Annotated in this window: 30 protein-coding genes, 1 tRNA gene and 1 pseudogene; 18 read left to right on the top strand and 14 right to left on the bottom strand. The window is 71.6% G+C overall.

Going from position 1 to position 24,416, the window contains the following annotated elements; translation table 11 throughout:
• The first annotated feature begins 4 nt into the window (after positions 1–4).
• Positions 5–358 carry a VOC family protein gene (locus tag AMR74_RS12735; RefSeq protein ID WP_053772443.1) on the top strand — a complete coding sequence of 118 codons (354 nt, stop codon included), beginning with the start codon at positions 5–7 and terminating at the stop codon, positions 356–358.
• 29 nt (positions 359–387) lie between these two features.
• Here the strand turns inward: AMR74_RS12735 and AMR74_RS12730 are convergent, their stop codons facing one another.
• Together AMR74_RS12730 and AMR74_RS19165 are read right to left on the bottom strand one after the other, a co-directional pair.
• Entirely contained in the window at positions 388–618 is a 231-nt protein-coding gene (locus AMR74_RS12730; RefSeq protein WP_053772442.1) for a DUF7543 family protein, read from the bottom strand.
• A gap of 106 nt (positions 619–724) precedes the next feature.
• Positions 725–901, bottom strand: coding sequence for a hypothetical protein (locus AMR74_RS19165; RefSeq protein ID WP_167551916.1), 177 nt, complete (start codon positions 899–901; stop codon positions 725–727).
• A 93-nt stretch (positions 902–994) separates the two neighbouring features.
• On the opposite strand from AMR74_RS19165, the gene AMR74_RS12725 reads away from it, so the two are divergent.
• Together AMR74_RS12725 and AMR74_RS12720 are read left to right on the top strand one after the other, a co-directional pair.
• On the top strand, positions 995–2,155 hold the full coding sequence (locus AMR74_RS12725) for an aminopeptidase P family protein (protein ID WP_053772441.1): 1,161 nt from the start codon (positions 995–997) through the stop codon (positions 2,153–2,155).
• A gap of 301 nt (positions 2,156–2,456) precedes the next feature.
• Complete coding sequence (locus AMR74_RS12720) at positions 2,457–2,756, top strand: DUF5789 family protein (RefSeq protein ID WP_053772440.1); 300 nt, start codon at positions 2,457–2,459, stop codon at positions 2,754–2,756.
• A gap of 449 nt (positions 2,757–3,205) precedes the next feature.
• Here the strand turns inward: AMR74_RS12720 and AMR74_RS12715 are convergent, their stop codons facing one another.
• The gene (locus tag AMR74_RS12715; protein WP_053772439.1) at positions 3,206–4,441 is read right to left on the bottom strand and encodes a cation:proton antiporter; all 1,236 of its coding nucleotides are present in this window, start codon (positions 4,439–4,441) and stop codon (positions 3,206–3,208) included.
• 88 nt (positions 4,442–4,529) lie between these two features.
• On the bottom strand, positions 4,530–5,012 hold the full coding sequence (locus AMR74_RS12710) for a cation:proton antiporter regulatory subunit (protein WP_053772438.1): 483 nt from the start codon (positions 5,010–5,012) through the stop codon (positions 4,530–4,532).
• Positions 5,013–5,183: 171 nt separating this feature from the next.
• Here AMR74_RS12710 and AMR74_RS12705 point away from each other — a divergent pair, with 171 nt between their 5' ends.
• The 4 genes from AMR74_RS12705 (at position 5,184) to AMR74_RS12690 (ending at position 8,378) form a co-directional block, all read left to right on the top strand.
• Positions 5,184–5,555 carry a DUF7562 family protein gene (locus AMR74_RS12705; protein WP_053772437.1) on the top strand — a complete coding sequence of 124 codons (372 nt, stop codon included), beginning with the start codon at positions 5,184–5,186 and terminating at the stop codon, positions 5,553–5,555.
• A gap of 36 nt (positions 5,556–5,591) precedes the next feature.
• Entirely contained in the window at positions 5,592–6,449 is an 858-nt protein-coding gene (locus AMR74_RS12700) for a hypothetical protein (protein ID WP_053772436.1), read from the top strand.
• Positions 6,450–6,529: 80 nt separating this feature from the next.
• Positions 6,530–7,831 (top strand): RNB domain-containing ribonuclease, encoded by a 1,302-nt coding sequence (locus tag AMR74_RS12695; RefSeq protein ID WP_053772435.1) that lies wholly within the window; start codon positions 6,530–6,532, stop codon positions 7,829–7,831.
• Between the two features lie 40 nt (positions 7,832–7,871).
• Entirely contained in the window at positions 7,872–8,378 is a 507-nt protein-coding gene (locus AMR74_RS12690) for a hypothetical protein (RefSeq protein ID WP_053772434.1), read from the top strand.
• 145 nt (positions 8,379–8,523) lie between these two features.
• On the opposite strand, the gene AMR74_RS19945 is transcribed toward AMR74_RS12690, so the two are convergent.
• From AMR74_RS19945 to AMR74_RS12675, 5 genes and pseudogenes are all read right to left on the bottom strand, one after another.
• Complete coding sequence (locus AMR74_RS19945) at positions 8,524–8,706, bottom strand: universal stress protein (RefSeq protein ID WP_139043009.1); 183 nt, start codon at positions 8,704–8,706, stop codon at positions 8,524–8,526.
• A complete protein-coding gene (locus AMR74_RS12685; RefSeq protein ID WP_053772433.1) occupies positions 8,703–10,016 on the bottom strand; it encodes an MFS transporter in 1,314 nt (437 codons plus the stop codon). The genes AMR74_RS19945 and AMR74_RS12685 overlap by 4 nt, the downstream gene beginning before the upstream one ends.
• Before the next feature lie 116 nt (positions 10,017–10,132).
• Positions 10,133–10,357: pseudogene (locus AMR74_RS19895) on the bottom strand (MaoC/PaaZ C-terminal domain-containing protein); the annotation flags it as partial.
• 91 nt (positions 10,358–10,448) lie between these two features.
• On the bottom strand, positions 10,449–10,577 hold the full coding sequence (locus AMR74_RS19830) for a hypothetical protein (protein WP_255510283.1): 129 nt from the start codon (positions 10,575–10,577) through the stop codon (positions 10,449–10,451).
• Between the two features lie 176 nt (positions 10,578–10,753).
• Positions 10,754–10,825: transfer RNA gene (locus AMR74_RS12675), tRNA-Ala, on the bottom strand.
• Positions 10,826–11,083: 258 nt separating this feature from the next.
• On the opposite strand from AMR74_RS12675, the gene AMR74_RS12670 reads away from it, so the two are divergent.
• From AMR74_RS12670 to AMR74_RS12660, 3 genes are all read left to right on the top strand, one after another.
• On the top strand, positions 11,084–11,842 hold the full coding sequence (locus AMR74_RS12670; RefSeq protein WP_053772432.1) for a DUF120 domain-containing protein: 759 nt from the start codon (positions 11,084–11,086) through the stop codon (positions 11,840–11,842).
• On the top strand, positions 11,842–12,570 hold the full coding sequence (gene ribB / locus AMR74_RS12665) for a 3,4-dihydroxy-2-butanone-4-phosphate synthase (RefSeq protein ID WP_053772431.1): 729 nt from the start codon (positions 11,842–11,844) through the stop codon (positions 12,568–12,570). Before AMR74_RS12670 ends, ribB begins: the two co-directional genes overlap by 1 nt.
• A gap of 477 nt (positions 12,571–13,047) precedes the next feature.
• On the top strand, positions 13,048–13,977 hold the full coding sequence (locus AMR74_RS12660; protein ID WP_053772430.1) for a branched-chain amino acid transaminase: 930 nt from the start codon (positions 13,048–13,050) through the stop codon (positions 13,975–13,977).
• 51 nt (positions 13,978–14,028) lie between these two features.
• On the opposite strand, the gene AMR74_RS12655 is transcribed toward AMR74_RS12660, so the two are convergent.
• Both AMR74_RS12655 and AMR74_RS12650 read right to left on the bottom strand, forming a co-directional pair.
• Positions 14,029–14,742 (bottom strand): DUF502 domain-containing protein, encoded by a 714-nt coding sequence (locus AMR74_RS12655; RefSeq protein ID WP_053772429.1) that lies wholly within the window; start codon positions 14,740–14,742, stop codon positions 14,029–14,031.
• An 81-nt stretch (positions 14,743–14,823) separates the two neighbouring features.
• The gene (locus AMR74_RS12650; RefSeq protein WP_053772428.1) at positions 14,824–15,663 is read right to left on the bottom strand and encodes a proline dehydrogenase family protein; all 840 of its coding nucleotides are present in this window, start codon (positions 15,661–15,663) and stop codon (positions 14,824–14,826) included.
• A gap of 104 nt (positions 15,664–15,767) precedes the next feature.
• Here AMR74_RS12650 and AMR74_RS12645 point away from each other — a divergent pair, with 104 nt between their 5' ends.
• The 5 genes from AMR74_RS12645 (at position 15,768) to AMR74_RS12630 (ending at position 20,241) form a co-directional block, all read left to right on the top strand.
• Complete coding sequence (locus tag AMR74_RS12645) at positions 15,768–16,310, top strand: CDP-2,3-bis-(O-geranylgeranyl)-sn-glycerol synthase (protein ID WP_053772427.1); 543 nt, start codon at positions 15,768–15,770, stop codon at positions 16,308–16,310.
• 170 nt (positions 16,311–16,480) lie between these two features.
• On the top strand, positions 16,481–16,663 hold the full coding sequence (locus tag AMR74_RS12640) for an HVO_0416 family zinc finger protein (protein WP_053772426.1): 183 nt from the start codon (positions 16,481–16,483) through the stop codon (positions 16,661–16,663).
• An 86-nt stretch (positions 16,664–16,749) separates the two neighbouring features.
• Positions 16,750–16,908: a DUF7563 family protein gene (locus tag AMR74_RS19155; RefSeq protein WP_167551915.1), complete on the top strand. Its 159-nt coding sequence runs from the start codon at positions 16,750–16,752 to the stop codon at positions 16,906–16,908.
• Positions 16,909–17,014: 106 nt separating this feature from the next.
• The gene (locus AMR74_RS12635; RefSeq protein ID WP_053772425.1) at positions 17,015–18,859 is read left to right on the top strand and encodes a UvrD-helicase domain-containing protein; all 1,845 of its coding nucleotides are present in this window, start codon (positions 17,015–17,017) and stop codon (positions 18,857–18,859) included.
• Entirely contained in the window at positions 18,856–20,241 is a 1,386-nt protein-coding gene (locus AMR74_RS12630) for a M24 family metallopeptidase (RefSeq protein ID WP_053772424.1), read from the top strand. Before AMR74_RS12635 ends, AMR74_RS12630 begins: the two co-directional genes overlap by 4 nt.
• Before the next feature lie 11 nt (positions 20,242–20,252).
• On the opposite strand, the gene AMR74_RS12625 is transcribed toward AMR74_RS12630, so the two are convergent.
• On the bottom strand, positions 20,253–20,573 hold the full coding sequence (locus AMR74_RS12625) for a DUF7533 family protein (protein WP_053772423.1): 321 nt from the start codon (positions 20,571–20,573) through the stop codon (positions 20,253–20,255).
• Between the two features lie 159 nt (positions 20,574–20,732).
• Between AMR74_RS12625 and AMR74_RS12620 the strand changes: the two genes are divergently transcribed.
• Complete coding sequence (locus AMR74_RS12620) at positions 20,733–21,365, top strand: riboflavin synthase (RefSeq protein ID WP_053772422.1); 633 nt, start codon at positions 20,733–20,735, stop codon at positions 21,363–21,365.
• A gap of 28 nt (positions 21,366–21,393) precedes the next feature.
• Here the strand turns inward: AMR74_RS12620 and AMR74_RS12615 are convergent, their stop codons facing one another.
• Both AMR74_RS12615 and AMR74_RS12610 read right to left on the bottom strand, forming a co-directional pair.
• Positions 21,394–22,092, bottom strand: a complete 699-nt coding sequence (locus tag AMR74_RS12615; RefSeq protein ID WP_053772421.1) for a phosphoglycerol geranylgeranyltransferase — start codon at positions 22,090–22,092, stop codon at positions 21,394–21,396.
• Between the two features lie 69 nt (positions 22,093–22,161).
• Positions 22,162–23,241, bottom strand: a complete 1,080-nt coding sequence (locus AMR74_RS12610) for a tubulin/FtsZ family protein (RefSeq protein ID WP_053772420.1) — start codon at positions 23,239–23,241, stop codon at positions 22,162–22,164.
• A gap of 74 nt (positions 23,242–23,315) precedes the next feature.
• On the opposite strand from AMR74_RS12610, the gene AMR74_RS12605 reads away from it, so the two are divergent.
• Together AMR74_RS12605 and AMR74_RS12600 are read left to right on the top strand one after the other, a co-directional pair.
• Positions 23,316–23,918 (top strand): DUF7310 family coiled-coil domain-containing protein, encoded by a 603-nt coding sequence (locus tag AMR74_RS12605; protein WP_053772419.1) that lies wholly within the window; start codon positions 23,316–23,318, stop codon positions 23,916–23,918.
• 7 nt (positions 23,919–23,925) lie between these two features.
• The gene (locus AMR74_RS12600; RefSeq protein WP_053772418.1) at positions 23,926–24,387 is read left to right on the top strand and encodes a DUF7311 family protein; all 462 of its coding nucleotides are present in this window, start codon (positions 23,926–23,928) and stop codon (positions 24,385–24,387) included.
• Positions 24,388–24,416: the final 29 nt, after the last annotated feature.

Here is a 24,416-nt window from a genome sequence, read left to right as displayed (position 1 = left end):
GGACGTGACCGGAATCGTCTTCCACGCGACGGAGCGGCGCGAGGCGGTCGTCGAGTTCTACCGCGAGCGGCTGAACGCGACCGTGCGGCTCGAACAGCCCGACTGTACGATCCTGGCGTTCGACGGGTTCCTGTTCGGGTTCTGCGAGCGCGACGCGGCCGACGACTGCGGCATCCTCACCTTCGTCTACCCGGACCGCGACGGGGTCGACGCCGCGAGCGAGCGGCTCGGCGACGCGGTGGTGACGGAACCGCGAGAGAACGAGACGTACGACATCTACCAGTGTTTCGCCGAGGACCCCGAAGGGCGGACCGTCGAGTGTCAGGTCTTCCTCGACGAGGGCGTCGACATCGAGTAGGTGCCCGCGCTGCGCGTCGGAGGCACGCCCTACCCGTCGAGGTCGCGCTCCTCGCGCCACGCCGCCGCCCGCTCCTCGGCCGCGTCCCGGCCGTCGAACCGCTCGCGCTCGTAGGCCGACTCGTCGGTCGCCTGTTCCATCACGTCGAGGCGGACGACGAAGCCGCCGGCCGAGCGCTCGCGGAGCCTGACGGTCGCGTACCCGTCCGATCGCTCCCACTCGGTGACCGTGCCGTCGTCGCGCTCCAGCGACCAGCTCATACCCGGGCGGACGCGCCCCGCGGCTAAAGCGGTGCGGTTCCGCGGCGGCCGACCGCGGGCCGTCCGCCGGCCGACGGTCCGGGCCGGGCGCGCGGCGTCGGTCGGGTCAGTCGCCCGTGCTCGGCGACCGACCGGCGCTCGGCGACCGACCGGCGCTCGGCGACGCGGCGTACCCGCACACCGGACAGAGGACGTAGCCGAGCGAGTCGTACGGCACCGACGTCGAGGGGGCGCTCACGTCGCACTCCGGGCAGTCGAAGGTCGCAGCGTTCTCGGTCGACATGCTATCACATAGCGACCGATCCGGCGTAGTTATGCGCCGCTTGTTGTCACCGCAAGGCCACCCTACTTATATACCGAGGCCGAACCCCGGCCCGTGACCGACGACGCACACGGGAACCGGTCGGGAGGGGAGCGACCGGGCGACCCGCACGAGCGGCGGCGCGAACTGGCGGCGCAGCGGCTGGACGAGGCCGGTGCGGCGGGGCTGGTCGCGTTCCCGAGCCGCAACCTCCAGTACCTCACCGGCTTCGCCGAGGAGCCGGGCGAGCGGCACTTCTTCCTCGTCGTGCCGGCGGCGAGCGCGGCCGACCCGGAGCCGGCGCTGCTCGCCCCGGCGCTGTTCGAGACGCAGGTCCGGGAGGCGACGACCGTCGGGGAGGTCCGGACGTGGAGCGACGGCGACAACCCGGTCGCGGCGACGCGCGAGCTGCTCGCCGACCGCGGGCTCGACTCGGGGCGGCTCCTCGTCGACGACACCATGTGGGCGCGGTTCTCGCAGGACCTCCGCGCGGCGGCCCCCGACGCGGCGTGGGGGCTCGCGAGCGAGGCGCTCGCCGACCTCCGGGTCCGGAAGGACGACGCCGAGTTGGCGGCGTTGCGCGAGGCCGCCGCGGTCGCGGACGCGGTCGTCGGCGACCTCCGCGAACTGGGCGCGGACGCGGTCGGGATGACCGAGGCCGCGCTCGCCGACCGGATCGCCGAGCGGTTGGCCGAGCGCGGGGGCCGCGGCGTCAGCTTCGAGACGGTGGTCGCGGCGGGCGAGAACGGCGCGAAGCCCCACCACGGGCACGGCGACCGAGAGATACGGGCCGGCGAGCCGGTCGTCCTCGACTTCGGGACGCGCGTCGACGGCTACCCCTCCGACCAGACGCGGACCCTCGTCTTCGACGGCGAACCGGCCGAGGCGTACGCCGAGGTCCACGAGGTCGTGCGCGAGGCGCAGGCGGCCGGCGTCGAGGCGGTCGGGCCGGGCGTCCCCGCGTCGGCCGTCGACCGCGCCGCGCGCGAGGTCATCGAGGCGGCCGGGTACGGCGACGCGTTCGTCCACCGGACCGGCCACGGCGTGGGCCTAGACGTCCACGAGGAGCCGTACCTCGTCGCGGGCAACGACCGCCCGCTGGAGCCGGGGATGGTCTGCTCCGTCGAGCCCGGGATCTACCTCGACGGGCGGTTCGGCTGTCGGATCGAGGACCTCGTGGTCGTCACCGAGGACGGCTGCGAGCGCCTGAACCGGACCGACCGCGGGTGGGAGTGACCGGCGGCGAGGCGAGCCGCGAGACCGGCGACGCGTGGCCGTGGCCGTCGCCGAGGGCGCCGCGCCGCTCGGCGCCGGTGTAGTGAACGGAAAGGGCGGAGACCGGCGTGCCGGCGTTCGACACGCGAGTACGGGAGTCGTGTGCCGTGCCCCCAACCGGTAAATGTAGCCGGATGATATAACAGTATTACCGAATTATTCCGGGTGTATTCTCCAAGTCGGACCGAGCGGGCGGGGATCGCCCAGCGAGCGACCGGACGGCATCGAAACCATTAGTGTCGCCCGAGCGGAACCGCGGGGCATGAGCGACACCGATGCGGACGAGGACGAGGAGGCGGAAGCGGCGCCGGCCGTCGAACTCGGCGACGGGCCGGACGTGGCCGGCGAGCCGGTCGCCCGCGTCGCGTCGCGGCTCACGTGGCCCGCGACGCGCAGCGACGTCCGCGAACAGGAGGGCGACGCCGAGATCCGGACGCCCGACGGCCCGCAGACGCTCGACGACGTGCTCGCGGACTCGGAGGTGCCCCTCTTCGAGAGCCGGAGCGATTTCCTCCAGGCGGTCGAGGACGTCGTCGGCCGCGGCCCGGTTGCGACCGAGTAAGCGCCGAGCGCGGCGACCCCGTTTCTACGAGACCGCCGAGACGACAAGAGATGTCTGCTCCCTGGCGGTGGCGCGTGCCGACGAGCGCCCGACAGGGCGCGAGTCGCACGCGCGAGGGACGCGGTGAGCGACGGGCGACCGAAGGGAACCCGGAGCGAACCGCGAGGCTGGGGAGGCGCGAGGTGCCGTGCGGTCGCGGTCGGGTGGGAATCAAAGGGGCAGCGGTGAGGCGGGCGCAGGCGTTCACGAGAGCGAAGCTCTCGTGAGCCAATCAGAACGCGTTGCGTTCTGGTGACGACGTAAGGACCGCAGGGAGGGGAGCGAGCGAAGCGAGCGACCGACTGAGGACCGCGGCGAGCGTGCGCCCGCCTCACCGCTGGGGCTTTGGCAGTGTTCGTCACCGGTCCGTAGTCGCTACCAGGCAAACGAGGAGCTGCGTCGCCGAAGTCCTATCCGCTCGCCCCACTGCCGTCCGATACGTCCCGATCCAGCCACGAGGTCGCGAGCGACTCGAACGGCGCCGAGTGGCTCATCAGCGTCGTCCCGAGCACCGCCATCACGAGGACGTAGGCGACCGCGAACGCGTTGATCGTCGCCGCGAGCGCCGGATCGAACGAGCCGGCCTCCGCGCCGGAGACCGCGACGGTCGCGATGATGAGCGAGAACTCGCCGCGGGTGGTCATCCCGAGTCCGACGCGCGTCGAGCGCCGGGCGTCGAGGTCGAACGCGCGCCCCGCGAAGTAGCCGGTGACGGCCTTCGTCGGCGTGGTCACGACGACCGCGAGGGCGACGAGCGCCGCCACGTCGGCGAACAGCGCGGGGTCGGTGACGAGCCCGATCCAGAAGAAGAACACCGCGGCGAACACGTCGCGGACCGGCTCCAAGATCGTCTCGATGTCGTGGACCCGTCCGGTCGCGGAGAACGCCATCCCGACGAAGAACGCCGCGACCGCCTCGCTGACGCCGAGCGCGAGCGCCGCGCCGGCGACGAACACGACCGCGGCGACGGCCCGGAGCGCGACGAACTCCATGTTGTCCGTCGCCACCAGCCGGTCGAACGCCGGCGTGCCGAAGCGGACGGCGGCGAGTAACACGAGGATGAACCCGACCGCGATCCCGACGTCCGCGGCGGCCGCGGCGACGTCGCCGCCGCCGAGCACCAGGGCGGACGCGACCGCGAGGTACACCGCGATGAACAGGTCCTCGTAGACGAGGGTGCCGAGCAGCGGCTCCGCCTCGTCGTTGGCGATCCAACCGAGGTCGATGAGCGACTTCGTGATCACCGCCGACGAGGAGATGTAGACGATCCCCGCGATCAGGAACGCCGGGAGGAACGCCCCGAAGACGAGCCACCCGAGGACGAGCCCGACCCCGAAGTTCGCGAGGTCGATCGTCCCGGCCGTCCCGATCGGGCCCCGCCGGGCGAGCAGCCGTTCGAGGTTGAACTCCAGGCCGAGGAAGAACAGCAGGAAGACGATCCCCAGCTCCGCGCCGAGGGAGATGAACTCCGTCTCTGGGACGTAGGCGGTCCCGGCGACCGGGAGCGAGAGCCGTCCGAGGACGTACTGCCCGAGGAGCGTCCCGACGAGGATGTACGCGGGGATCACGGACTGGCCGAGGCGGCTCGCGACCGCGCCGGCGGCCGCGACCGCGACGAACATGACGCCGACGTCGAGCAGCGCCACTACCGCTCACCCCGAGCGCCGACGGACGCGGTCTCCGGACCGCACGGAGCGGCCGCGGCGCCGAGGGGCGACGCGCCGAGTCCGTCGGTCATTCGGTGAGTATCTCTTCGAACGCCTCGCAGTTCTCCGGCGTGCCGACCCCGATCAGGGTGTCGCCCTCGCGGAGGGTGGTGTCGGCGCCCGGGCTGTCGAGCACCTCGTCGTCGCGCTGGATGGCGACGACCGCGAGCCCGGTTCGGTTGCCGATGTCGGCGCTCTCCAGCGTCTCCCCGACGAGCGGCGAGCCCGGTGGCAGCTCGTACCACTCCAGGAGGATACCGCCCGGCAGCGTCGTCTCCTGGGTCTCGGGCTCGACGGGCTGGAAGTACGCCCCCTCGATGATCGAGCCGATCGTGCGCGCGAGGTCGTCGGAGAACTCGAACGCCTTCTCCGAGTCGGCGTCCGGGTCGGTGCGCCGGAACACTTCGCGTTTACCCGTGTTGTGGATGACGACGACCATCTCCTCGCCGCCGCCCAGCTCGATCTCGAACTTCTTCCCGACCCCGGGGAGGTCGGACTCGGTGATCGTCATACGGAGCACAGAGAGCCCACCGTAATATGTCTGTACGTCGCCGGGCGAGGGGGACGAGTCCGGTCGACGCGTCGCCCGCTACGGGCCGTCCGAGTCCCGGCGGGCGCCCGCGTCGGACGCGCGTCGGTCGTCGCACCAAACGCTAAGTGGACCGGGTCCGAGGGGACGGGTATGTGGGGCTCCCGCGGGAGTCGGGACCGGCGGACGGTCGTGTGTATCGCGTGCGGCGACTCGGTGCTGCGGGAGGACGCGCGCGAGTACGACAAGGAGGGCGACCGCTGGAGCCGGCGCGACAAGGAGTTCGAGTACCTCTGTGCCGATTGCGACGACGAGATCTGCCACCAGCCGCGCGACGGGCTCGAATCGCTGCTCCGGTCGATCGAGGCGGACGGGCTCAGCGACGAGGAGTTCCTGGGCCGCTACGTCGACGCGGTGGCGGACGACGGCGGCCGGAGCGGCGAGGGCGACGCGGGCGCCCGGTCGGACCGCGGCCGGTCGGACCGCACGCGCTCCGACCGCGACCCCTCCGACCGCGACCGGTAGTTCTACCAGGCGCGGATCAGTACCCCGACGGTAGGTATGTGTGCCCTCCACGCAGCGGCCGCGACGCCGGTTCCGGCGGCCGTCGACTCCCTCGATTCGGTCCCGACCGCCGTCGGCGCGGTCGACCCCGTCCCGACCGCCATCGGCGCCGTCGCGCTGGTTCTCGGACTCGTGTTCCTCGCGCGCGGCGCGAGCGGCGCCCGCGACGCGGCCCGGGTCTTCAGAGCGACGCCGACCGACCCGGCCGGACTCGACGGCGCGGAGCGGGAGATGCGAGTCACCGGCCGCGCCGCCGCGGTCGACGACGAGACGCTCCCGGCGCCGTTCGGCGGCGACCCGTGCCTCTGCGTCGAGTACGACGTGTCCGAGCTCCGCAGCCAGGGGAAGGGGCAGTCGTGGGTGACGATCGACGGGGGCGAGGCCGGCGTCCCCTTCCGCGTCGACGCCGGCGGGACCGGCGTCCGCGTCGACCCCGCGGCGGCGACGTTCTCGCTCGACGTCGACGAGAAGGTCGAGGTCGACGCCGGCGAGGAGCCCCCCGAGCGCGTCCGGGGCTTCATCGAGGCGGTCGACGGGGTCGACGACACGGAGACAGGGTACGAGGTCGGCCCGCTCACGATCGGCGACGACCCGCGGCGGCGGTACGTCCAGCGGACGCTCCGCCCGGGCGACGAGGTGACGGTCGTCGGCGACGCCGCGGCGTTCCCGGACGCGCCGGTCGGCGAGGTGAAGTCGCGGGTCGCGGACGGCGCGCCGTTCGTCGTCTCGGACGCGACCGCGCGCCGGACCGCGATCCGACTGGTCGGCGCGTCGGCGGTCCCGGTCGTCCTCGGCGCGGTCGCGCTCGCGGTGGCGGGGGCGACGCTGGCGCCGCTGCTCGCGGCGGCCGTCTGAGCTCCGACGCTCGGGCGGGCGCCGCGCGCCGCCTCACGCCGCCCGACAGGCCTTTCTAACGCACCCGCGTTGGTGGAGGTATGTCAGACGACGAGCCGAAGCCGGGGTCCGCCGAGGACCAAGGCCCCGTGACGATCACGCCGGCGCTCGCGGACCGACTCGCGGAGAAGCGCGAGGAGCTGTTCGAGGAGTTCGGGATCCGCGACGAGTTCCCGAGCGAGGTCCTCCGCGAGGCCGAGGCCCGGACCGAGGGCGTCTACGAGGAGATCGAGGCCGAGATCGACGAGCGCGAGGACCTCCGCGACCTCACCACGTGGACCACCGACCCGGTCGACGCGCAGGACTTCGACGACGCCATCTCCATCGAGCGCGAGGACGGGGCCTACCGGCTGTGGGTCCACATCGCCGACGTGACCCACTACGTCACGCCCGACACCGCGATGTGGGAGGAGGCGGTCGAGCGCGCCAATACCGTCTACCTGCCCGACTACACGATTCACATGCTCCCGCCGGTGCTGGCCGAGACCGTCTGCTCGCTCGTCCCGAACGAGGACCGGCTCGCCCACACCGTGGAGATGGAGATCGACGAGGAGACCCTTTCCTTCGAGGACATCGACATTTACAAGTCCGTCATCAACTCCGACGAGCGGCTCACCTACAAGGAGTGCGAGAACCGGCTCGACGACCCCGACCTCCCCCTGAGCGAGGAGAACCAGCTCGCCTTCGAGCTCGCCGACCGGATGCACGAGCAGCGCAAGGAGGACGGCTCGCTCGTCTTGAACCCTCGCCGCGACCGCGCGCACACTATCATCGAGGAGTCGATGCTGAAGGCGAACAAGGCGGTGACGCACACGCTGATGTGGGACCGCGGCGTCGAGGCGATGTACCGCGTCCACCCGCAGCCGACCCCGGACCAGTGGAACGAGGCGCTCAAGGAGATCCAGGAGCTCGACGGCGTCTCGATCCCCGGGAAGGCGTGGGGCGACGACCCGCGGAAGGCGGTCAACGCCGCCTTGGAGGAGTCGCCGGAGCGCCAGCTCAACAAGATCCAGCGCGCCGTGCTGAAGGTGATGCCTCGGGCGAAGTACATGAACGACCCGTTCGGCGGTCACCACGCGCTCAACTTCGACATTTACGGCCACTTCACCTCGCCCATTAGGCGGCTCTCCGACACGATCAACCACTGGATCGTCCACGAGAACGACGTGCCCGAGACCCTCGTCGAGCTGTGCGACCACGCCAGCGACAAGCAGAAAGACGGCGAGACCGCCGAGCGGCTCTACAAGCAGTTCCTCCAGGAGCAGGGGCTCGATCCCTACGCGGTCAACAACCGCGGCGTCGAGGTCGTCGAGGACGCCGACGAGGCGAAGCACACCGCCTGAGCGGCGAGAGATATAGGCCCGTGCGGCCGCAAGGTGTGGTATGGACGCCCACGACCACGGCGACGCGGACCGGCACGCGAAGGACCCGCTCGAACCGACCGGCGACCCCGAACGCGACGCGGAGCGCGCGGCGACGGTCGGCGGGTTCACCGGGGCCGTCCTCGGGGCCCGCGGCGGCCCGATCGGCGCCGGCATCGGCGCCTTCCTCGGCGGCTCGACCGGCTACGCGGTCGGATACGCCCTGAGCGAACTACAGTCGGCGGACCGCGACGAGTTCGGTGACGACGGCGACGCGGACGGCCACGAGGCGACGGAGTCCGAATCGGACCCGACCGACGACGGACCCGTGACGATCGACGTCGAATCCGAGGGCGAGGCCGACGGCGACGACGACCCCGGCGCGCACGCTCACGAGGGCGACGGCGGGGAGAGCGACGACCACGGGAGCGACGGCAACCACGAAGAAGAGGTCGCAGACGGGGCGGAAGGTGGCGACCACGAGGGCGGAGTCGCCGACGACGAGGGAGACGACGACCGCGACGACTAACCGCCGTTCGCGGCGCGCGGCTGCCGCGGAGCGAACCTTGATTGCCGGCGGCGACGCCGACCGCCTCGCGGCCGTCGTCGAGTCGCTCCCCGGACGGTTCGTCGCGGACCTCGTCGACGCGGCGACGGCGGAGTGAGGGGGCGTCTCAGTCATCGGCGGACGGCTTCCCGACCCGGGAGCGCTTGCGCATCCCGAGCACGATCAAGTCGACGTCGCGGTCGGCCGCGACCGCGAGGATCGCGTCCGCGGCGGATCGGTCGGTGGAGGTAGCGGAGCAGGTCGGGGCGCCGCGAGTGGCTGGGCCGGGCGCCCGGTGGGCCGCGCTCAGTCCCGGCGCGTCGCGAACCGGGTTACGGCGGTCGCCGCCAGCGCGCCGAGCCCCGCGATGACCGCCAGGACGACGAACAGCTCCCGGGGGCCGGCGCGGGTGAGGACCGTCCCGGCCAGCGTGGAGCCGAGCGCGCCGATCCCGAAGATCCCGACGTACGTGTAGCCGAACGAGAGGCCGCGCGCCTCGCTCGGCGAGTAGGCCGCCACCGTCGCCTGCGAGAGCGGCTGGACCGTGAACAGCGCGACGCCGAGGGCGAGCGACACCGCGACGAAGGTGGCGACCGCGCCGGTCGCCGGGACGAAGAGCAGCGCGAGCGCCGACAGGACGGCCATCAGCGCGATGAGGCCCCGCTCCGGCGGGACGCGGTCGGCGATCCGGCCGCCGAGGTACTGGCCGAGCACCCCGACCGTGAGCACCGCCACGTAGAGGTACCGGCCCACGTCGAACTGGTCGGCGTAGGGGCTCTCGGGGTCGACGATCTGGAGGTCGACGAGGCCGCCCAGCACGTCGCCGAGGAGGTCCGGGAGGAACGTGAGGAACGTGCGGTAGTAGAGCCCGCTGAACGTGACGAACGCGAACACGATCAGGAAGCCGCCGGCGATCAGGAGCCGCGTGTCCGTCGCGATCGACGACAGCGAGACCTCGCCTTTGGTCCCGCCGGACGAGTCGCTCGACTCGCCGTCCGGGTCCTCCCCGTTCGGGTCCCCCACGTCCGGATCAACCCCGTCCGGATCCTTCTCGTCTTTGGACGGAAGCGCCGCGTCCACGTCGACGGTGATCCCGTACGCCGCGACGGCGAGCGCGGGCAGCGCGAGCGTCGCCGCGACCAGCCGCCAGTCGAACGCCAACAGCAGGAGCGCGGTCGCCAGGGGGCCGAGCGCGATGCCGAGGTTGCCGCCGATCCCGTGGTAGCCGAGCGCGGTCCCGCGCTGCTCGACCGCCTTCGAGAGCAACGACAGCCCCGCGGGGTGGTAGACGCTAGCGGTGAGCCCCCAGATCGCGATGGCCGCCGTGAGGACGGGGAGCGTCGGCGCGACGCTCACGAGCAGGAACGACCCGGCCATCCCGAAGAGGCAGGCGAGGATGAGCGGCTTCGAGCCGAACCGGTCGACCAGGATGCCGCCCGGCAGCGCCCCGACGCCGAACAGCCCGTAGCCGAGCGTGACGACGACGCCGAGCGCGGCGGCGGTCGTCGAGAACCGCCCGACCCACACCGTCAGCAGGATCGGGATCGACAGCTCGTAGGTGTGGACGAGGCCGTGCGACCCCGCGGTGAATCCGACGATCCGGCGCTCGGCGGCGTCCATGTCGGCCGACGGTTCGGCGGGTCGGCTGATAACGTCGGGGGTAGCCGCCGCGGTTGCCGAGAGTCGGGCGCGCCGGCCGGGGGACGGCGTCGCGATCGCGACTCCGCCGTCACCGTCTCGCCGAACTCCGTCTCGGCGGCGTACGCCTCGTTGAAGTGCATCGGGTTGAGGTTCATCGAGAGGTTGGTGAACCAGACGTCGTCGGTCTCGGTCACCGTCCGCCCGTAGGGGTGTTTGTACACGTCACCCACCGCGAAGTCCTCGTAGTAGCGTCCCTCCCAGCCGCCGACCAGCCGGCGATCCGTCTCCTCGCCGTCGTGTGCGTCGCTGTCGCGTGCCATACCGCTCCCGACAACGAACGACTAAAAACGGATTGCGCTCGCGGCCCCGTCCGCCGGATCGGTCGCGCCGCCGGAACCGGCCGCACCGGCGTTACAGCGACGACGTGTACAGCAGCAGGCCGACGGAGATGACGGTGACGAGCAGGATCCACCCGACCATGATGATCCCCATCTGCCGGTGCGTGAGGTTCGTTCCCTCGAGTATCTCGGAGACGCCCATACGCCGACGGTTTCGCCGAGAGTATTTAGTCGCTTCCAACGGACGAGGTGGACTCACGGGCCTACGAGCGAACGGAGTGAGCGCGGGAGTGGACTCGCGGGGGTCCCGCGAGCGAGCGCAGCGAGCGAGTGGGACCAAGCGAGGGAACGACTGAACGACCGAAGGGAGTGAAGGAGTGGACTCGCGGGGATTTGAACCCCGGGCCTCTTCCTTGCGAAGGAAGCGATCTGCCACTGATCTACGAGCCCTCACGACGAAGCAATCGCCGTTCGTATTTGTACCTTACCTTTCGCCGACCGGCACGCGAGAGGGTCCCACCCGTCGACCGAACAGATTCGGCCGGTGCGGCCGACACCCGCGAACCCGGCCGGCACCGACGGGGTTAGGTACCGCGAGCGCGAATTCGCTGACACGACGCGGATTCTCGCCGCCGGCAACCCATTAACGTTTTTGAGACGCATCCCATATTCGTTACTCTTTTCCCCGCGGACGACCGAACGTTCGGTATGTCAGACGCGACGGCGACCGACGCGGCGGCCGACGTGGATCCGGCCGCGCTCGCGGCCCTCAAACACGTCGGGCTGGTCGGCGGCCTCTCCGAGACGAAGGTGTCGTGCGCGGCGCTGGGCGACCAACTCGACGCCTCCACGCAGACCGCCTCCCGGCGCCTCCAGACGCTCGAATCCGCGGGCTACGTGGAGCGCGACGTGGTCAGCGACGGGCAGTGGGTCCGCGTGACGGACGCGGGCGAGGCCGCGCTCCGCGCGGAGTACGCCGACTACCGCCGGCTGTTCGAGTCGGACGTCGAGCTCTCGCTCCGCGGCGCGGTCACCGGCGGGATGGGCGAGGGACGCCACTACATCACCCTGCCGGGCTACGCCGAGCAGTTCCGCGAGCGGCTCGGCTACGACCCGTTCCCGGGGACGCTCAACGTGAACCTCACGGAGGAGAGCGTCCGCCGCCGCGGCGAGATGGCGAGCATCGACGCCGTGCCGATCGACGCGTGGGAGGGCGAGGACCGCACCTACGGCGCCGCCACCTGCTACGGCGTCACCCTCGTCGCGGACGGCGAGCACTACGAGGAGGTCCACGCCATCGTTCCCGACCGGACCCACCACGACGACGACCAGCTCGAACTGATCGCGCCGGACCGGCTGCGCGACGCGCTCGACCTCGAAGACGGCGACAGCGTGGAGGTCCGCGTCGAGCCCGCGAGCCGCGCCGACGAGCCCGGGTCGGCCGCGGTCGAGACGGAGGTCGCCTGATGCGCGCCGACGTCGACGCCGACCCGGACGCCGCGGGGGCCGACGCCGGCGAGGCCGCCGATGGGACGGACCCCGTCGAGCGCGCGCTCGACGCCTTCCGCGCCGGCGACCCGGTCTGCGTCCACGACTTCGCGGACCGCGAGGGGGAGACGGACATCGTCTACCCCGCGGGCGCGGTCGACGAGGCCGCGGTCGCGCACATGCGTAACGACGCCGGCGGCCTGATCTGCGTGGCCGTGAGCGACGCGGTCGGCGACGCGTTCGACCTGCCGTTCCTCGCGGACGCGCTCGACCACCCCGCGGTCGACGACGACCCCGACTACGACGACCGCTCCTCGTTCTCGCTCCCCGTGAACCACCGGGAGACGTTCACGGGGATCACGGACGCGGACCGCGCGAAGACCATCGTCGAGGTGGCGGACGCGGCCGCGCGCGTCCGCGACGACCCGACCGCGTACGGGCCCGAGGAGTTCGCCGCCGAGTTCCGCGCGCCCGGCCACGTCCACGTCCTGCGCGGCGACCGCGACGGCCTCGACGGGCGGACCGGTCACACCGAACTCGGCCTCGCGATGGCCGAGGCCGTCGGCGCCGCGCCCGCCGCCGTGGTCTGCGAGATGCTCGACGACGAGACCGGCGACGCGCTCGCGCCCGCGGACGCCGCCGCCTACGCGGCTCGCCGCGACATCCCCTACGTCGAGGGCGCGGCGCTCGTCGAGGCGCTGAAGTAATCGACCGTCGTTTACTGTCGGCGCGCGCCTGCGAGCGGCCGCCCCCGGCGACCGCTCGCCAGCGCGTGCGAGGGACGCGGCGACCGGAGCGAAGCGGAGGGAGCCGCGAGGCTGGGGAGGCGTGAGGCGCTGTGCGGAGCCGCGCGGGACTCAAACGGGCAGTCACGAGGGCGGCACAGGCGTTCACGAGAGCTTCGCTCTCGTGAGCCAATCAGAACGCGGAGCGTTCTGATGACGACGCAAGCACTGGAAGGACGAACGAAGTGAGCGGCTGAAGCGCACAGCGAGCGTGCGCCGTCCTCGCGACTGGGGCTTTGGAAGTGTTCGCCGTCGATCCGCAGTCTGTTACTTATAGGTGAACGGCTGGGGCTTCGGAGATGTTCGCCGTCGATTTCTCAGAGAACTCCGAACGGGATTCCTCGCGACAGCCCTGACCGGTTGTCACAGTTTTAAGCCCGCCGACCGCAACCACGAACCATGGGATTCGATGAGATGGACGTCGACACGATCTGGAAGAACGGGGAGTTCCTCGACTGGGAGGACGCGACGACCCACGTTCTGACGCACGCGCTCCACTACGGGAGCGGCGTGTTCGAGGGCGTCCGCTGTTACGACACCGAGCGGGGGCCGGCCATCTTCCGGTGGGACGAACACCTCGACCGGCTGTTCGACTCCGCGAAGATGTACGACATGGACATCGAGCACTCCCGCGAGGAGATAACCGAGGCGACCCTCGAACTGCTCGACCGACAGGACCTGGAGTCCTGTTACATCCGGCCGATCGCCTACTACGGCTACGACTCGCTCGGCGTCTCGCCGAAGGACTGCCCGACCGACCTCGTCCTCGCGGCGTGGCCGTGGGGCGCCTACCTCGGCGAGGAGGCGCTCGAGGACGGCGTCGACGTGATGGTCTCCTCGTGGCGGAAACACGCGTCCTCGCAGGTGCCGACGAACGTGAAGACGACCGGCCTCTACGTCAACTCCATGCTGGCGGGCGAGGAGGCGCGCCGGAACGGCTACGTCGAGGCCATCGTCCTCAACAAGGAGGGCAACGTCGCGGAAGGGCCCGGCGAGAACGTCTTCATGGTGAACGACGGCGAGATATACACCACCGGGCCCGCCCAGTCCATCCTCGAAGGGATCACCCGCGACACCGTGATCGCCCTCGCCGAGGAGCGCGGCTACGAGGTCCACGACGAGGCCGTCATCTCGCGGGGGCAGCTGTACACCGCCGACGAGCTGTTCTTCACGGGATCCGCCGCGGAGGTCACCCCGATCCGCTCGGTCGACGACACGGAGATCGGCGCGGGCACCCGCGGCCCGGTGACCGAGGAGCTCCAGAGCGCCTTCTTCGACCTGGTCGAGCGCCGGACGGACGACCACGACGAGTGGTTCACGTACCTGTAAGCCGCGCGACTCCGTCTCGGTAGACCGGTCACTCACCGGAACGCGGACCGTCTACTCGCCGGAACCACCGCCGTCGGCCGCCGACCCCTCACCGTCGCTCGGGGTGCCGTCGGTCCGGACGTGACCGTAGCCGCCGGGAGCGCCCGCCCCGTCCCCCTCCTCGGGGGGCTCCTCGTGGACGGGAACCTGATGGGCCGACTCCGCGAACCCGGCCGAGAGGACGCGCGTCATCCCCTCCTCGACCGTCTCGCCGGTCTCCTCGATCCGCTCCGGCTCGACCTCGATGACGAAGCCGGTGGTGATGTTCGGCGCGGTCGGCATGAACAAGACGATCTTGCCGTCGCGGGTCTTCTTGCCAGTCCGGAAGGCCGTCATCCGGATCCCCGGCCACGTCTCGATGTACACCGGGCTCTGGAGCTCGTCCGTGCCGGAGATCGCCGTCTCGATCGCGAGCTTCGAGGCGTTGTACACCACCCGCAGCGCAGGGATCCGGTTTATCGCGTCGTCCACCGCCGACTCCGCCAGCCGCCCGAGCGTGGTCCGCATGAAGTAGCCGACCGCGAGGACGACGGTCGCGAACACCGCGAACGCGATCACCACGCGGGAGACGGGCTCGAGCGGCGCCGGGATGACCGCGGGTTGGAGCCCCTCGATCAGCGGGATCGACGCGATGTACTGGTAGATCCAGCGGAGGACCAAGAGGAGGACGAGGAGCGGCGCCAGCACGATGAGCCCGCTGGCGAAGTCGCGTTTCCACGTGGACATCTATCGGATCGGTATGTGTCGGCAATCCTTAAGAGGGCTTCCACGCGGCGGCGGCCTCGGGCCGGTCGGCGGTCGCCTCGCCTATCTCCCCAGCACCGCCCGCGCCGCGAACGTCAGGTTCTCCTTGCGCTCGCGGACGCGGCGGTAGAAGTACGAGAGCCACTTGCCGCCGTACGGGGCGTACTGGTACACGTCGATTCCCTGTGCGACGAGGTCGCGCTGCGCGTCCTCGCGGACCCCCATCAGCATCTGGACCTCGTAGTCGGCGCCGCCCTCGCGCGCGAGCCGGTCGGCGAGCGAGATCATCTCGGGGTCGTGGCTCCCGACCGCGATCCCGCGGTCGCGGCGCTCGAAGAGGAACCGGAGGTCGTCGCGGTACGCCTCGTCGACGCGCGCCTTGTCGGTGTACGCGATCGACGACGGCTCGTCGTAGGCCCCCTTCACGAGCCGGATCTTGCCGGGGACGTCGACGAGGCGGTCGAGGTCGTCCGCGGTCCGCTTGAGGTTCGACTGGATACACTGGCCGACGCTCCACGGGTAGTCGGCCGCGATGGACTCGAAGGCGTCGAGGGTGGCGTCGGTGGTGTCGGCGTCCTCCATGTCGCACCAGACGAACGCGCCGAGCTCGTCGGCGCGGGCGACGATCTCGCGGTAGTGTTCCTCGAACAAGTCCGCCGACACGTCCATGCCGATCTGGGAGGGCTTCACCGAGACGCAGGCGTCGAGGCCGCTGTCGGCGATGTCGTCGAGGAGTTGGAGGTAGGCGTCGGCGTCCGCGCGGGCGTCCGCGGGGTCGTCGTAGTGCTCGCCGAGCAGGTTCAGGATGACCGCGACGCCGTCCTCGTTCGCCGCCCGAGCGTGGTCGAGGGCGGACGGGACGCTCTCGCCGGCGACGAACCGACTGGCGATGGGGGGAATCATACGAACAGTTCCGGTCGGGGCGAACTTTACCTTTGTCGACCCGGCGGCGACGACCGCAAGCCCGATCCGGGGTTTATAAAACGCCGCGCGCCGGCGGTGAGAACATGATCGGTACGCTCGTTGCGACCGCGTTCTGGGCGATGCTCCCGGCGTACGTCCCGAACAACGCCGCGGTGCTGGCCGGCGGGGGCCGCCCCGTCGACGGCGGCCGCGAGTGGCGCGGCGCGCGGCTGCTCGGCGACGGGAAGACGTGGCGCGGGACCGCGGTGGGGACCCTCGTCGGCGTGCTGCTCGCGCTCGCGCTCAACCGCCTCGCCGACCCGGCGAGCGCCGCGCTCGGCGCCGATCTGCCGACGTTCGCGCTCCCGGCGGCGTTCGCGCTCGCGTTCGGCGCGATGTGCGGCGACATCGGCGCCTCCTTCCTCAAGCGCCGGTCCGGGCGCGAGCGCGGCGCCGCGTTCCCCGGGCTCGACCAGTTGGACTTCGTCGTCGGCGCGCTGGTCCTCGCCTTCGCCGTCGACACCGACTGGGCGCTCGCGGTGTTCACGCCGCGCGTCCTCGCGGTCGTCCTCGTGATGACCCCCGTCCTCCACGTCGTCACGAACGTCGGGGCGTACGCGCTCGGCGTCAAGGACGAGCCGTGGTGAATGCGACGGGAATCTCCTCGCGCGGCGAAATCCCATCCCGCGACGACCGGCGCGCGCCGAAGTTCCGCAATTGCGCTTCTGTTCGGAAAAGTTGATCGAGCGGTCGCGTAATTCGCAGCGACGGGAACGGTAGAAAGATATATATGCTGGTGTGACATAATGTGCCACGCATGTCCAGTAGTGCACCCAGCTCGGACGACGACGTGTTCGACGAGTTCCTCTCGGATCACGGCCACGAGACAGAGATCGTAAGCTGGGAGCGATCCTATAACAAGCTCCAGTGTCCCGAGTGCGGTGCGCTCCACGAGGAAGGAACGGCGCGGTGTTCGGTCTGCGACTGGCGGCCGAACTGACTCCCGCGGCACCGCCGCGGTGCGGGGATTTTCTTTCCGTCACACTCCCCGGTAGTATTATGAGGAATTACTCGATAGTGACTACCATGCCGACCTGTCAGAACTGCGGTTCGTTCGTCACGACAGATTACGTTCGGGTGTTCACTCCGAACGAGGTCGATCGGCCCCGCGTCTGTCCGGCCTGCGAGGACCTGGTCCGCGACGGCGCCGACGTCCGCGAGGCCCGCGCGACGCGGAGCAGCTGACGGCCGACCGGCCGGCGAGGCGCCCGTCCGCCGCGGCCGGGCCGGAGCCCGAGGCGACGACAGCCGAGCCACGGCGTTTAAGGAGAGTCGGAATCTGGGTGTACCAATGACTGATACCACGGTGACGCGGCTGTTCGGGGGTCCCGGGAGCGGGAAGACGACCGCGCTCCTGGACCGCGTCGAGGCGATTCTCGACGAGGAGGGGGCCGACGTGCGCGACGTGCTCGTCGTCTCATACACGCGCGCGGCGGCGGCGGAGATCCGCGAGCGGCTCGCCGAGCGGCTCGGCGTCTCCCCGCGCAGCCTCCAGGGGAACGTCAGCACGATGCACGCGAAGGCGTACGAGCTGCTGGACCTCTCGCGCGGCGACGTGGTCGGCGAGGACGACAAGGAGGCGTTCTGCGAGGAGTACGGCATCGAGTTCGAGGACCAGCACGGCGGCGCCGGCCGCCGGACCGCGCGGTCGACGACCATCGGCAACAAGATCATCGCCACCTCGCAGTGGCTCCAGCGCACCGAGCGCGACGTGGCCGACTGGTACGACGTGCCCTTCCAGTGGAACGTCGAGGAGGTCCGGCTCCCGCCCGAGGAGGACCCGAACGCCCAGCAGGGGAACAAGTACACGCCGACGTGGCCCTCCGACGACGACCGGATCGACATCCCCGAGACGATCCGGGCGTGGCGCGCGTACAAGGGCGACAACGACCTCGTCGGCTTCGCCGACATGCTCGAACGGGTCGCGCAGCGCTCGCTGGTCCCCAGCGTCGACTACCTGATCATCGACGAGTTCCAGGACATCACGACGCTCCAGTACAACGTCTTCGAGGAGTGGCGCCCGCACATGGAGACGGTGCTCATCGCCGGCGACGACGACCAGGTCGTCTACGCGTGGCAGGGAGCCGACCCCGACCTCCTCCTCGACACCGAGGTCGACGAGGACGTGGTCCTGCCGAACTCCTACCGGCTCCCCTCGGAGATTCTCAACGTCGTCAACGCCGAGATCCGCCACATCGACAAGCGGCAGGAGAAGGACCTCCACCCGCGCACGGAGGGCGGCACCGTCGAGGCGATCGAGTCGCCCTCGATGATCGAGCTCGTCCGGAACGTCCGGTACACCGTCGAAGACGACGAGGGCGACATCATGTGCCTGTTCCGGGCGCGCTACCAGATGTTCGACTTCATCGACGAGTTCATCGACCACGGCATCCCGTTCACGATGCTCACCGACGGGCGCATGTGGACCGATCGGGTCCGGGACTACGTGAGCGCCATCGAGAAGGCCGAGGCGGACGAGCCCGTCACCGGTCTGGAGGCGCGGCGGCTCGCGGACATGCTTCAGGAGTCGGCGTTCGGTACCCACGACCGCGAGGAGTTCTACGACTTCCTCGACGACCGCGAGGAGGCGGCCGACGCCGACGACGTCGCCGAGATCGAGGTCGCCGCCGACACGCTGAACGAGTACATCCCCTTCATGCCGGACACCGCGAGCGCGGACGACATGGTCCGGAAGGTGACGAGCTTCCAGCGCAAGTCGATGGGCGCGTACTTCGACGGCGACTACCGGGGCACCGACCCGACCCGCGTCCGCGTCGGCACCATCCACTCGGCGAAGGGCCGCGAGGCCGACCACGTGTTCGTCGCCACCGACCTCACGGAGAAGGTGGTCGAGCAGATGGCGGCCTCCATCGACGACCCGACCGACGTCGACGGCGTCGAGGAGTTCACGAAGTCGACGAGCCCCGTGCCGGTCCTCACCGACAACGAGCGCCGCGTCTTCTACGTCGGGATGTCCCGCGCCCGCGAGCGGCTCGTGATCATGGAGAGCCTCATCAGCGGCGCGCCGACGCTCCCGATCAGCGTCCTCCTGTTCAACGAGCTCCGCGACGAGCCGGCACAGGAGCTCGTCGACGAGGTCCAGGCGGAGCTGGCGGTTCCCGAACCCGAGCCGTGAGCGGAGGCGACGCGGCGCCGGGAGACGGCGAGGGGGGGCCCCGCCCGCTGCGGACCGACCTCCGGCCCGTCGTCGAGGCGGTCCGCGAGGCGGACGCGGCGGCGTTCGTCGCCGTCGGCGACCGCTCCGACGACGACCTCCGCTACCTGACGCGCTTCTCGGGGCCGGACCGTCCGTACGCGCTGGTCGTCGCGCCGAGCGGCGGGACGACGAGCGACGGCGACGCCCGCGACCGCGCGGTCCTCTGTGCCCCCGCGCTGTTCTGCGAGCAGGCGGAGCGGGAGTTCGTCGCGGGCGCTCGCGCGCCGGGCGGGGTGGCCGCTGCCGACGCCGAGGAGCGGTTCCACGACGGGGTCGCTCGCGAGGTTCGGACCGAGGCCGTCGGCGGCCACGCCGGCGAGCGCGCGGCCGCGGTCGTGGAGGACCTCGTCGACGGCGCGGGCGCGGCGGCCGAGGGCGCCGACCCGACCGTCCTCGCGCCCGCCTCGATCCCGCACGACGCGGCGGTGTACCTGGAACGCGCGGGGGTCGACCTGGCCTCGACGGACGCGGTCGCGGACGCGCGGGCGCGAAAGACGCCGGCCGAAGTCGACCGACTACGGCGCGTCCAGCGCGCGGCGGTCGCCGGGATGGCCCGCGCCGAGGCGGTCCTCGCCGAGAGCGAAGTCGACGGCGGTGGGAGCGACAGCGACAGGGGCGGCGGCGAGGAGGCGGAGACGGACCGCCGTCCCCCGCTCCGCTGGAAGGGCGAGCCCCTCACGACGGAGCGGCTCCGTCGGGAGGTGAACGCGGTCCTCGCCGCGCGCGGCGTCCGCGACGCCGGCAACACGGTGATCGGCGCCGGCCCCTCCGCGGCCGACCTCCACTGCGTCGGCGACGACCCGATCCGGCCCGGCGAGACGGTGCTGCTCGACGTCTCGCCGCGGGGCCCGGACGGGTACTACGGCGACGTGACCCGGACGTTCGTCGTCGACGGCGACGGCGGCTGGGAGCGCCGCGCGTACGTCGCGGTCGAGGCCGCCCGCGCGGCCGCACTCGACGAGATCGAGCCCGGAGTTCCGGCGAAGACCGTCCACGGCGAGGCGGCCGCGGAGCTGGCCGCGTACGGCTTCGACCCGAACGCGGGCGAGGGCGAGGCGGGCTTCACCCACGGCACCGGTCACGGCGTCGGCGTGAGCCTCCACGAGGGGCCGTCGCTGTCCGGCGCGGGTGAGCTACGGCCGGGACACGCGGTGACCGTCGAGCCGGGCGTCTACGACCCCGACATCGGCGGGGTCAGGCTGGAGGACCTGATCGTCGTCACCGACGACGGGTACGAGATACTGGCCGAGTACCCGTTCGGTATCGTGCCGGAGGAGCGGTCGGACGCGGACGACGTCTGAAAACCAGCGAGTTACCGCCCCGTCGCGTCGTCGCCGTCGACCGCGCCGGCGTCCGTCGACCCGGACTCGTCGTCGCCCGCTCGACCCGAAGCCGTCCCGTCGGGATCGCCGCGAAGTTGGCGCGGCAGCAGCCCGGACAAGAGCCTGCGGGCGATCCGCGCGGGGTCGAGGAAGTACTGCGGGAGGACGACCATCGCGGCGGCGACGACGAGCAGCCCGGCACCGAGCGCGGTCTCGCCGGCGGCCAGCCGGATGACGGCGTAGTTGGCGAGCGGCAGCGCGAAGACGAGCGAGGCCGCCAGCCCGATCATGTCCAGCAGTCCCAGTCGCATTGCGACCCCGTTGATCCCCGGGGGGCAAAAGGGACGCGGCGCGGCCTCGCGAGCGCCCTCGGCGTCCAGGTGCGCCGCGCGGTCGCGGAGCCGGTCCGGTCGCGCGGCGCGACCGCGCGGACCCAGAACCGATATCCGTCGGCCGTCCCCAGTTCCGGTATGTTCACCGGCATCGTCGAGGGCACCGGCGCGGTCCGGTCGCGGACCGAGACCGACGACGGACTGCGGCTGCGGATCGGCGTCGACGGGTTCGACGACCTCCATCACGGCCAGTCGATCAGCGTGAGCGGCGTCTGCCTGACCGTCGAGGAGTACGCGACCGGCGGCGCGGCCGAGGCAGGGGGCGACGAGCCCGACTGGTTCGAGGTGTTCCTCGCGAGCGAGACGGTCGCGAAGACGTACCTCGGCGACGTGCGCAAGGGCGACGCGGTCAACGTCGAGCGCGCGATGCCCGCGGACGGGCGGTTCGACGGGCACGTCGTCCAGGGCCACGTGGACACGGTCGCCGAGGTCCGGGGGATCGAGCGCGTCGGCGAGGACTGGCGGTTCACCTTCGCGATCCCCGAGGGGCACGGCGACTACCTCGTCGACAAGGGCTCCGTGACGCTCGACGGCATCTCGCTGACGGTCGCCGAGAAGCGCGGCGACGAGTTCGACGTCGCGATCATCCCGACGACGTACGACCTCACCACGCTCTCTGAGAAGTCGGTCGGCGACCCGGTCCACTTGGAGGTGGACGTGATCGCGAAGTACGTCGAGAACATGCTGGACGGGTACGCGGGAGCGGACTGAGCGGGAACTGACTGCGCTGTTGACCGTTTCAGGCGTCCTTCGCGCCCTTCACCGTCTCGCGGACGGCGTCGACGCCCTCGTCGTGGAGCAGGTCGCCGACGACGATCACGTCGCTGTGGGCGGCCATCTCGTTGGCCGACTCGTAGTCGTGGATGCCGCCGCCGTAGAAGAGGGTGGCGTCGTCCAAGGCGTCGTGGGCGGCCGCGACCTTCTCCGTGTCGCCGAAGGTGCCCGAGTACTCGACGTAGACGATCTCCTGGCCGAACATGCGCTCCGCGATCTTCGCGTACGCCTCCACGTCGTCCGCGGCGAGGTCGCAGTCGGCCTCCGTCAGCTGGGCGACCGACGCCTCGGGGTTCAGCACGATGTAGGCCTCGGTGTGGGTCCGGCTCCAGTCGAGGTCGTCGATGCGCACCCACTCCTTGTGGGCGCCCGTGATCCAGAAGGGACCGCCCGCGTTGAACACGGTGGGGATCAGGTAGCCGTCGAGCGACGGGGAGTCGATCACCACGCCCGGGTTCGACGGCTCCTGGTACAGCGGCACGTCGTACTCGGCGGCGGCGTCGACGACGCGCGTCATCTTCTCCGCGGTGACGTCGAGGGTCCCGCCGATCTCGATCGCGTCCGTCCCGGTCCGGCACACGTCCTCGAAGGTCTCGCCCGGGCGGAGGTCCTTGTCGGGGTCGACCTTCAGCACGTGGTCCCAGTCGTCCCACGGGTTAGTCATCGGGCGAAACTCCACCGGGCGTGACCAAAAAGGTGCGGAACCTGTCTCGCGGGGGAGAGAGCGCCGAGCCTACAGCAGATCGTCGATCTCGTCGTTCTCGAACGCGGCCGCCGGGTCGGGGCGCTCCTCGCGCTCGTCGCGGACCGCCTGCCTGGCGCGCTCCAAGAACGCCTCGACGCGCTGGGAGCGCTCGACGCCCGCGAGGAGGACCAAGGCGGCGATCCGGTCGGAGTCGAGCGGGAAGTCGCCGCCGCGGACCTGCATCGACCCCGTCTCCTCCTGGAGCCACTTCCGGGCCTTCTCCGCGCCCTTCCGCGAGATCCGGTCCGGGTCGCCGGCGACCGCGACGAGGGCGGCGTCGGCGTCGGTCGCGTTCGGCAGCGAGAGCCCCGTCATCACCGCGCTGCGGACCGCGCTGGTCACCGTGGTGACGTTCTCCTGCGGGTCCTCGGCCGCGGGCGCCGACGCGAAGCCGACCGCGGCCATCCCGCCCGCGCGGAGCGTGTTGATCACCTCGCTCGTGTCGACGACGGACTCGCCGACGCCCTCGACCGCCTCGCCGGCGGCGAGGATGAGGCCGATCCGCTTCGCCATCGAGGCGTTGATCGCCTCGTAGCCGCCCTCGACTGACTCGCCCGCGGAGCGCCACGCGTCGTTGTCGAGCAGGACCGTCGCGTCCGCCTCGCGGACCAGGGTCTTCAGCGACCGCCCGGCGTTCACCTGGTACATCGTCCCCTCGTCGCGGCCGGGGAGGACGCCGATGGCGTAGACGGGCACGTCGTACACGCGGTTCAGTTCGCGGACGAGGACCGGCGCGCCGCCGGAGCCGGTGCCGCCGCCGAGACCGGCGACGACGAACACCGCCTCGGCCTCCGCGGTGACCTTCGGGGCGAGTGCGTCGAGCACCTCGACGGCGTCCTCGTCCATCACTTCGGCGCCCAGTTCGTTGTCGCCGCCGACGCCGTGACCGTTGACGCGCGACTGCCCGACGAGGACCGTTTCGAGCGGGAGGGGGTCGAGGTCGGCCGCGGCGGTGTTGACGGCGAGCGCGTCGAGGACCGCGCCGTAGCCGGCGTCGGCGTCGAACTCGGCGATGGCGGTCGCCAGCTTCCCGCCGGCCTGTCCGACACCGAGGAGGACTGCTTTCATGCGAGAACGTTCCACTTCCCGCGACAATACCCTTTCCCCGAGGTTTAAGAGTGGAGCCGCGGGCAACGGGCCGCATGACCGATCACGCACGCGGGACCGAGCCGCCGAGAGCGGAGACGGAGGCGGAGAGGGCGACGCCGACGGACGCGGACGGTCCGAGCGACCGGATCGAGTCCCGGCTCCGCGCCGTCGAGCGCGCGGTGACCGGAGGCGACGCGCGGCCAGTGGACGCCGCCAAGGAGGCGCGGGCGACGGCCGAGCGCGAGCGCCTCGAATCGCGGCTCGACGACCTGGAGGAGCGCGTCGCGGAGTTGGAGGCCGCGACGCAGGCCGTCCGCGGCTACGCGGGAGCGGTCAGGGCGGTCAACGACGAGGTCGAGCGGCGGGCCGACCTGGCGCTGGCGCGGGCGACCGAAGCGAGCCGAGGGGCCGACCGGGACGGCGACCGCGACGACGGGCTCGGCCGAGCGACCGACGCCGGCCCCGACGACGGGGCGGTCCCGTCGGAGAGCGCCCTCGACGCCGCCCTGCCGGACGACGGGCCGGCGTCCGGCCCCCGTACCGGCGGCGGCGGGAGCGTCGGGGGCGACAGGAGCGACGAGGGCGGCGGGGGCGCGAGCGACGACGGCGGCGCGTGGGCCACGGACGCGCTGGACCGGCTCCGGGAGTCGCTGTGAGCGCGCCGTGATCCGCGTGGTCCTCACCGTCCTCGTGGCGGTCGCGCTGCTGGCGGCGTCGATGCCCGCGGTCGAGACGGCGCGGACCGCGACGACGGCGGAGCGGCTCGGCGCCGAGACGGACCGGCTGGAGCGAGCGATCGGCGGCGTCGTCAGCGAGTCGGCCCCCGTGGGCGATCCGGCGATGGCGGCGGGGACGACGGTCCTCGTCCGCGTGCCGACGGGCTTCGCCGCGGCCGAGACGGACGGCGTCGCGCTCGTCGAGTCGGCGGAGGGGCCGGGCGGCGTCGCGCTCGCGTACCGGATCGACGGCGGACCGAGGCGCACGCTCCGCGTCGGAACTGGTCCCGCGGAGACGGCCGTCGACCTCGTCGGCGGCCCGGTCGAACTCCGACCGGGACCCAACCGGGTCCGGATCCGGTACGTCGACGACGGGGGACCGACGGTCCGGATCGGTCGCATCGGCTGAAGCGGGTCGGGAGCGGAGGGGAGGCGAGT

Source organism: Halorubrum tropicale, assembly GCF_001280455.1.
Lineage (GTDB): Archaea > Halobacteriota > Halobacteria > Halobacteriales > Haloferacaceae > Halorubrum > Halorubrum tropicale.
This window is presented reverse-complemented; position numbering and strand designations above follow the sequence as displayed.

Bases quoted from the DNA above. Each gene is read 5' to 3' on its own strand.
- AMR74_RS12660 (WP_053772430.1), top strand. From the start codon at position 13,048: ATGGGATTCGATGAGATGGACGTCGACACGATCTGGAAGAACGGGGAG.
- AMR74_RS12720 (WP_053772440.1), top strand. From the start codon at position 2,457: ATGAGCGACACCGATGCGGACGAGGACGAGGAGGCGGAAGCGGCGCCG.
- AMR74_RS19830 (WP_255510283.1), bottom strand. From the start codon at position 10,577: ATGGGCGTCTCCGAGATACTCGAGGGAACGAACCTCACGCACCGGCAG.
- AMR74_RS12635 (WP_053772425.1), top strand. From the start codon at position 17,015: ATGACTGATACCACGGTGACGCGGCTGTTCGGGGGTCCCGGGAGCGGG.
- AMR74_RS12610 (WP_053772420.1), bottom strand. From the start codon at position 23,241: ATGAAAGCAGTCCTCCTCGGTGTCGGACAGGCCGGCGGGAAGCTGGCG.
- AMR74_RS12615 (WP_053772421.1), bottom strand. From the start codon at position 22,092: ATGACTAACCCGTGGGACGACTGGGACCACGTGCTGAAGGTCGACCCC.
- AMR74_RS12640 (WP_053772426.1), top strand. From the start codon at position 16,481: ATGTCCAGTAGTGCACCCAGCTCGGACGACGACGTGTTCGACGAGTTC.
- ribB (WP_053772431.1), top strand. From the start codon at position 11,842: ATGCGCGCCGACGTCGACGCCGACCCGGACGCCGCGGGGGCCGACGCC.
- AMR74_RS12710 (WP_053772438.1), bottom strand. From the start codon at position 5,012: ATGACGATCACCGAGTCCGACCTCCCCGGGGTCGGGAAGAAGTTCGAG.
- AMR74_RS12670 (WP_053772432.1), top strand. From the start codon at position 11,084: ATGTCAGACGCGACGGCGACCGACGCGGCGGCCGACGTGGATCCGGCC.
- AMR74_RS12695 (WP_053772435.1), top strand. From the start codon at position 6,530: ATGTCAGACGACGAGCCGAAGCCGGGGTCCGCCGAGGACCAAGGCCCC.
- AMR74_RS12625 (WP_053772423.1), bottom strand. From the start codon at position 20,573: ATGCGACTGGGACTGCTGGACATGATCGGGCTGGCGGCCTCGCTCGTC.
- AMR74_RS12605 (WP_053772419.1), top strand. From the start codon at position 23,316: ATGACCGATCACGCACGCGGGACCGAGCCGCCGAGAGCGGAGACGGAG.
- AMR74_RS12730 (WP_053772442.1), bottom strand. From the start codon at position 618: ATGAGCTGGTCGCTGGAGCGCGACGACGGCACGGTCACCGAGTGGGAG.
- AMR74_RS19165 (WP_167551916.1), bottom strand. From the start codon at position 901: ATGTCGACCGAGAACGCTGCGACCTTCGACTGCCCGGAGTGCGACGTG.
- AMR74_RS12700 (WP_053772436.1), top strand. From the start codon at position 5,592: ATGTGTGCCCTCCACGCAGCGGCCGCGACGCCGGTTCCGGCGGCCGTC.
- AMR74_RS12685 (WP_053772433.1), bottom strand. From the start codon at position 10,016: ATGGACGCCGCCGAGCGCCGGATCGTCGGATTCACCGCGGGGTCGCAC.
- AMR74_RS12620 (WP_053772422.1), top strand. From the start codon at position 20,733: ATGTTCACCGGCATCGTCGAGGGCACCGGCGCGGTCCGGTCGCGGACC.
- AMR74_RS12650 (WP_053772428.1), bottom strand. From the start codon at position 15,663: ATGATTCCCCCCATCGCCAGTCGGTTCGTCGCCGGCGAGAGCGTCCCG.
- AMR74_RS12655 (WP_053772429.1), bottom strand. From the start codon at position 14,742: ATGTCCACGTGGAAACGCGACTTCGCCAGCGGGCTCATCGTGCTGGCG.
- AMR74_RS19155 (WP_167551915.1), top strand. From the start codon at position 16,750: ATGCCGACCTGTCAGAACTGCGGTTCGTTCGTCACGACAGATTACGTT.
- AMR74_RS12690 (WP_053772434.1), top strand. From the start codon at position 7,872: ATGGACGCCCACGACCACGGCGACGCGGACCGGCACGCGAAGGACCCG.
- AMR74_RS12645 (WP_053772427.1), top strand. From the start codon at position 15,768: ATGATCGGTACGCTCGTTGCGACCGCGTTCTGGGCGATGCTCCCGGCG.
- AMR74_RS12705 (WP_053772437.1), top strand. From the start codon at position 5,184: ATGTGGGGCTCCCGCGGGAGTCGGGACCGGCGGACGGTCGTGTGTATC.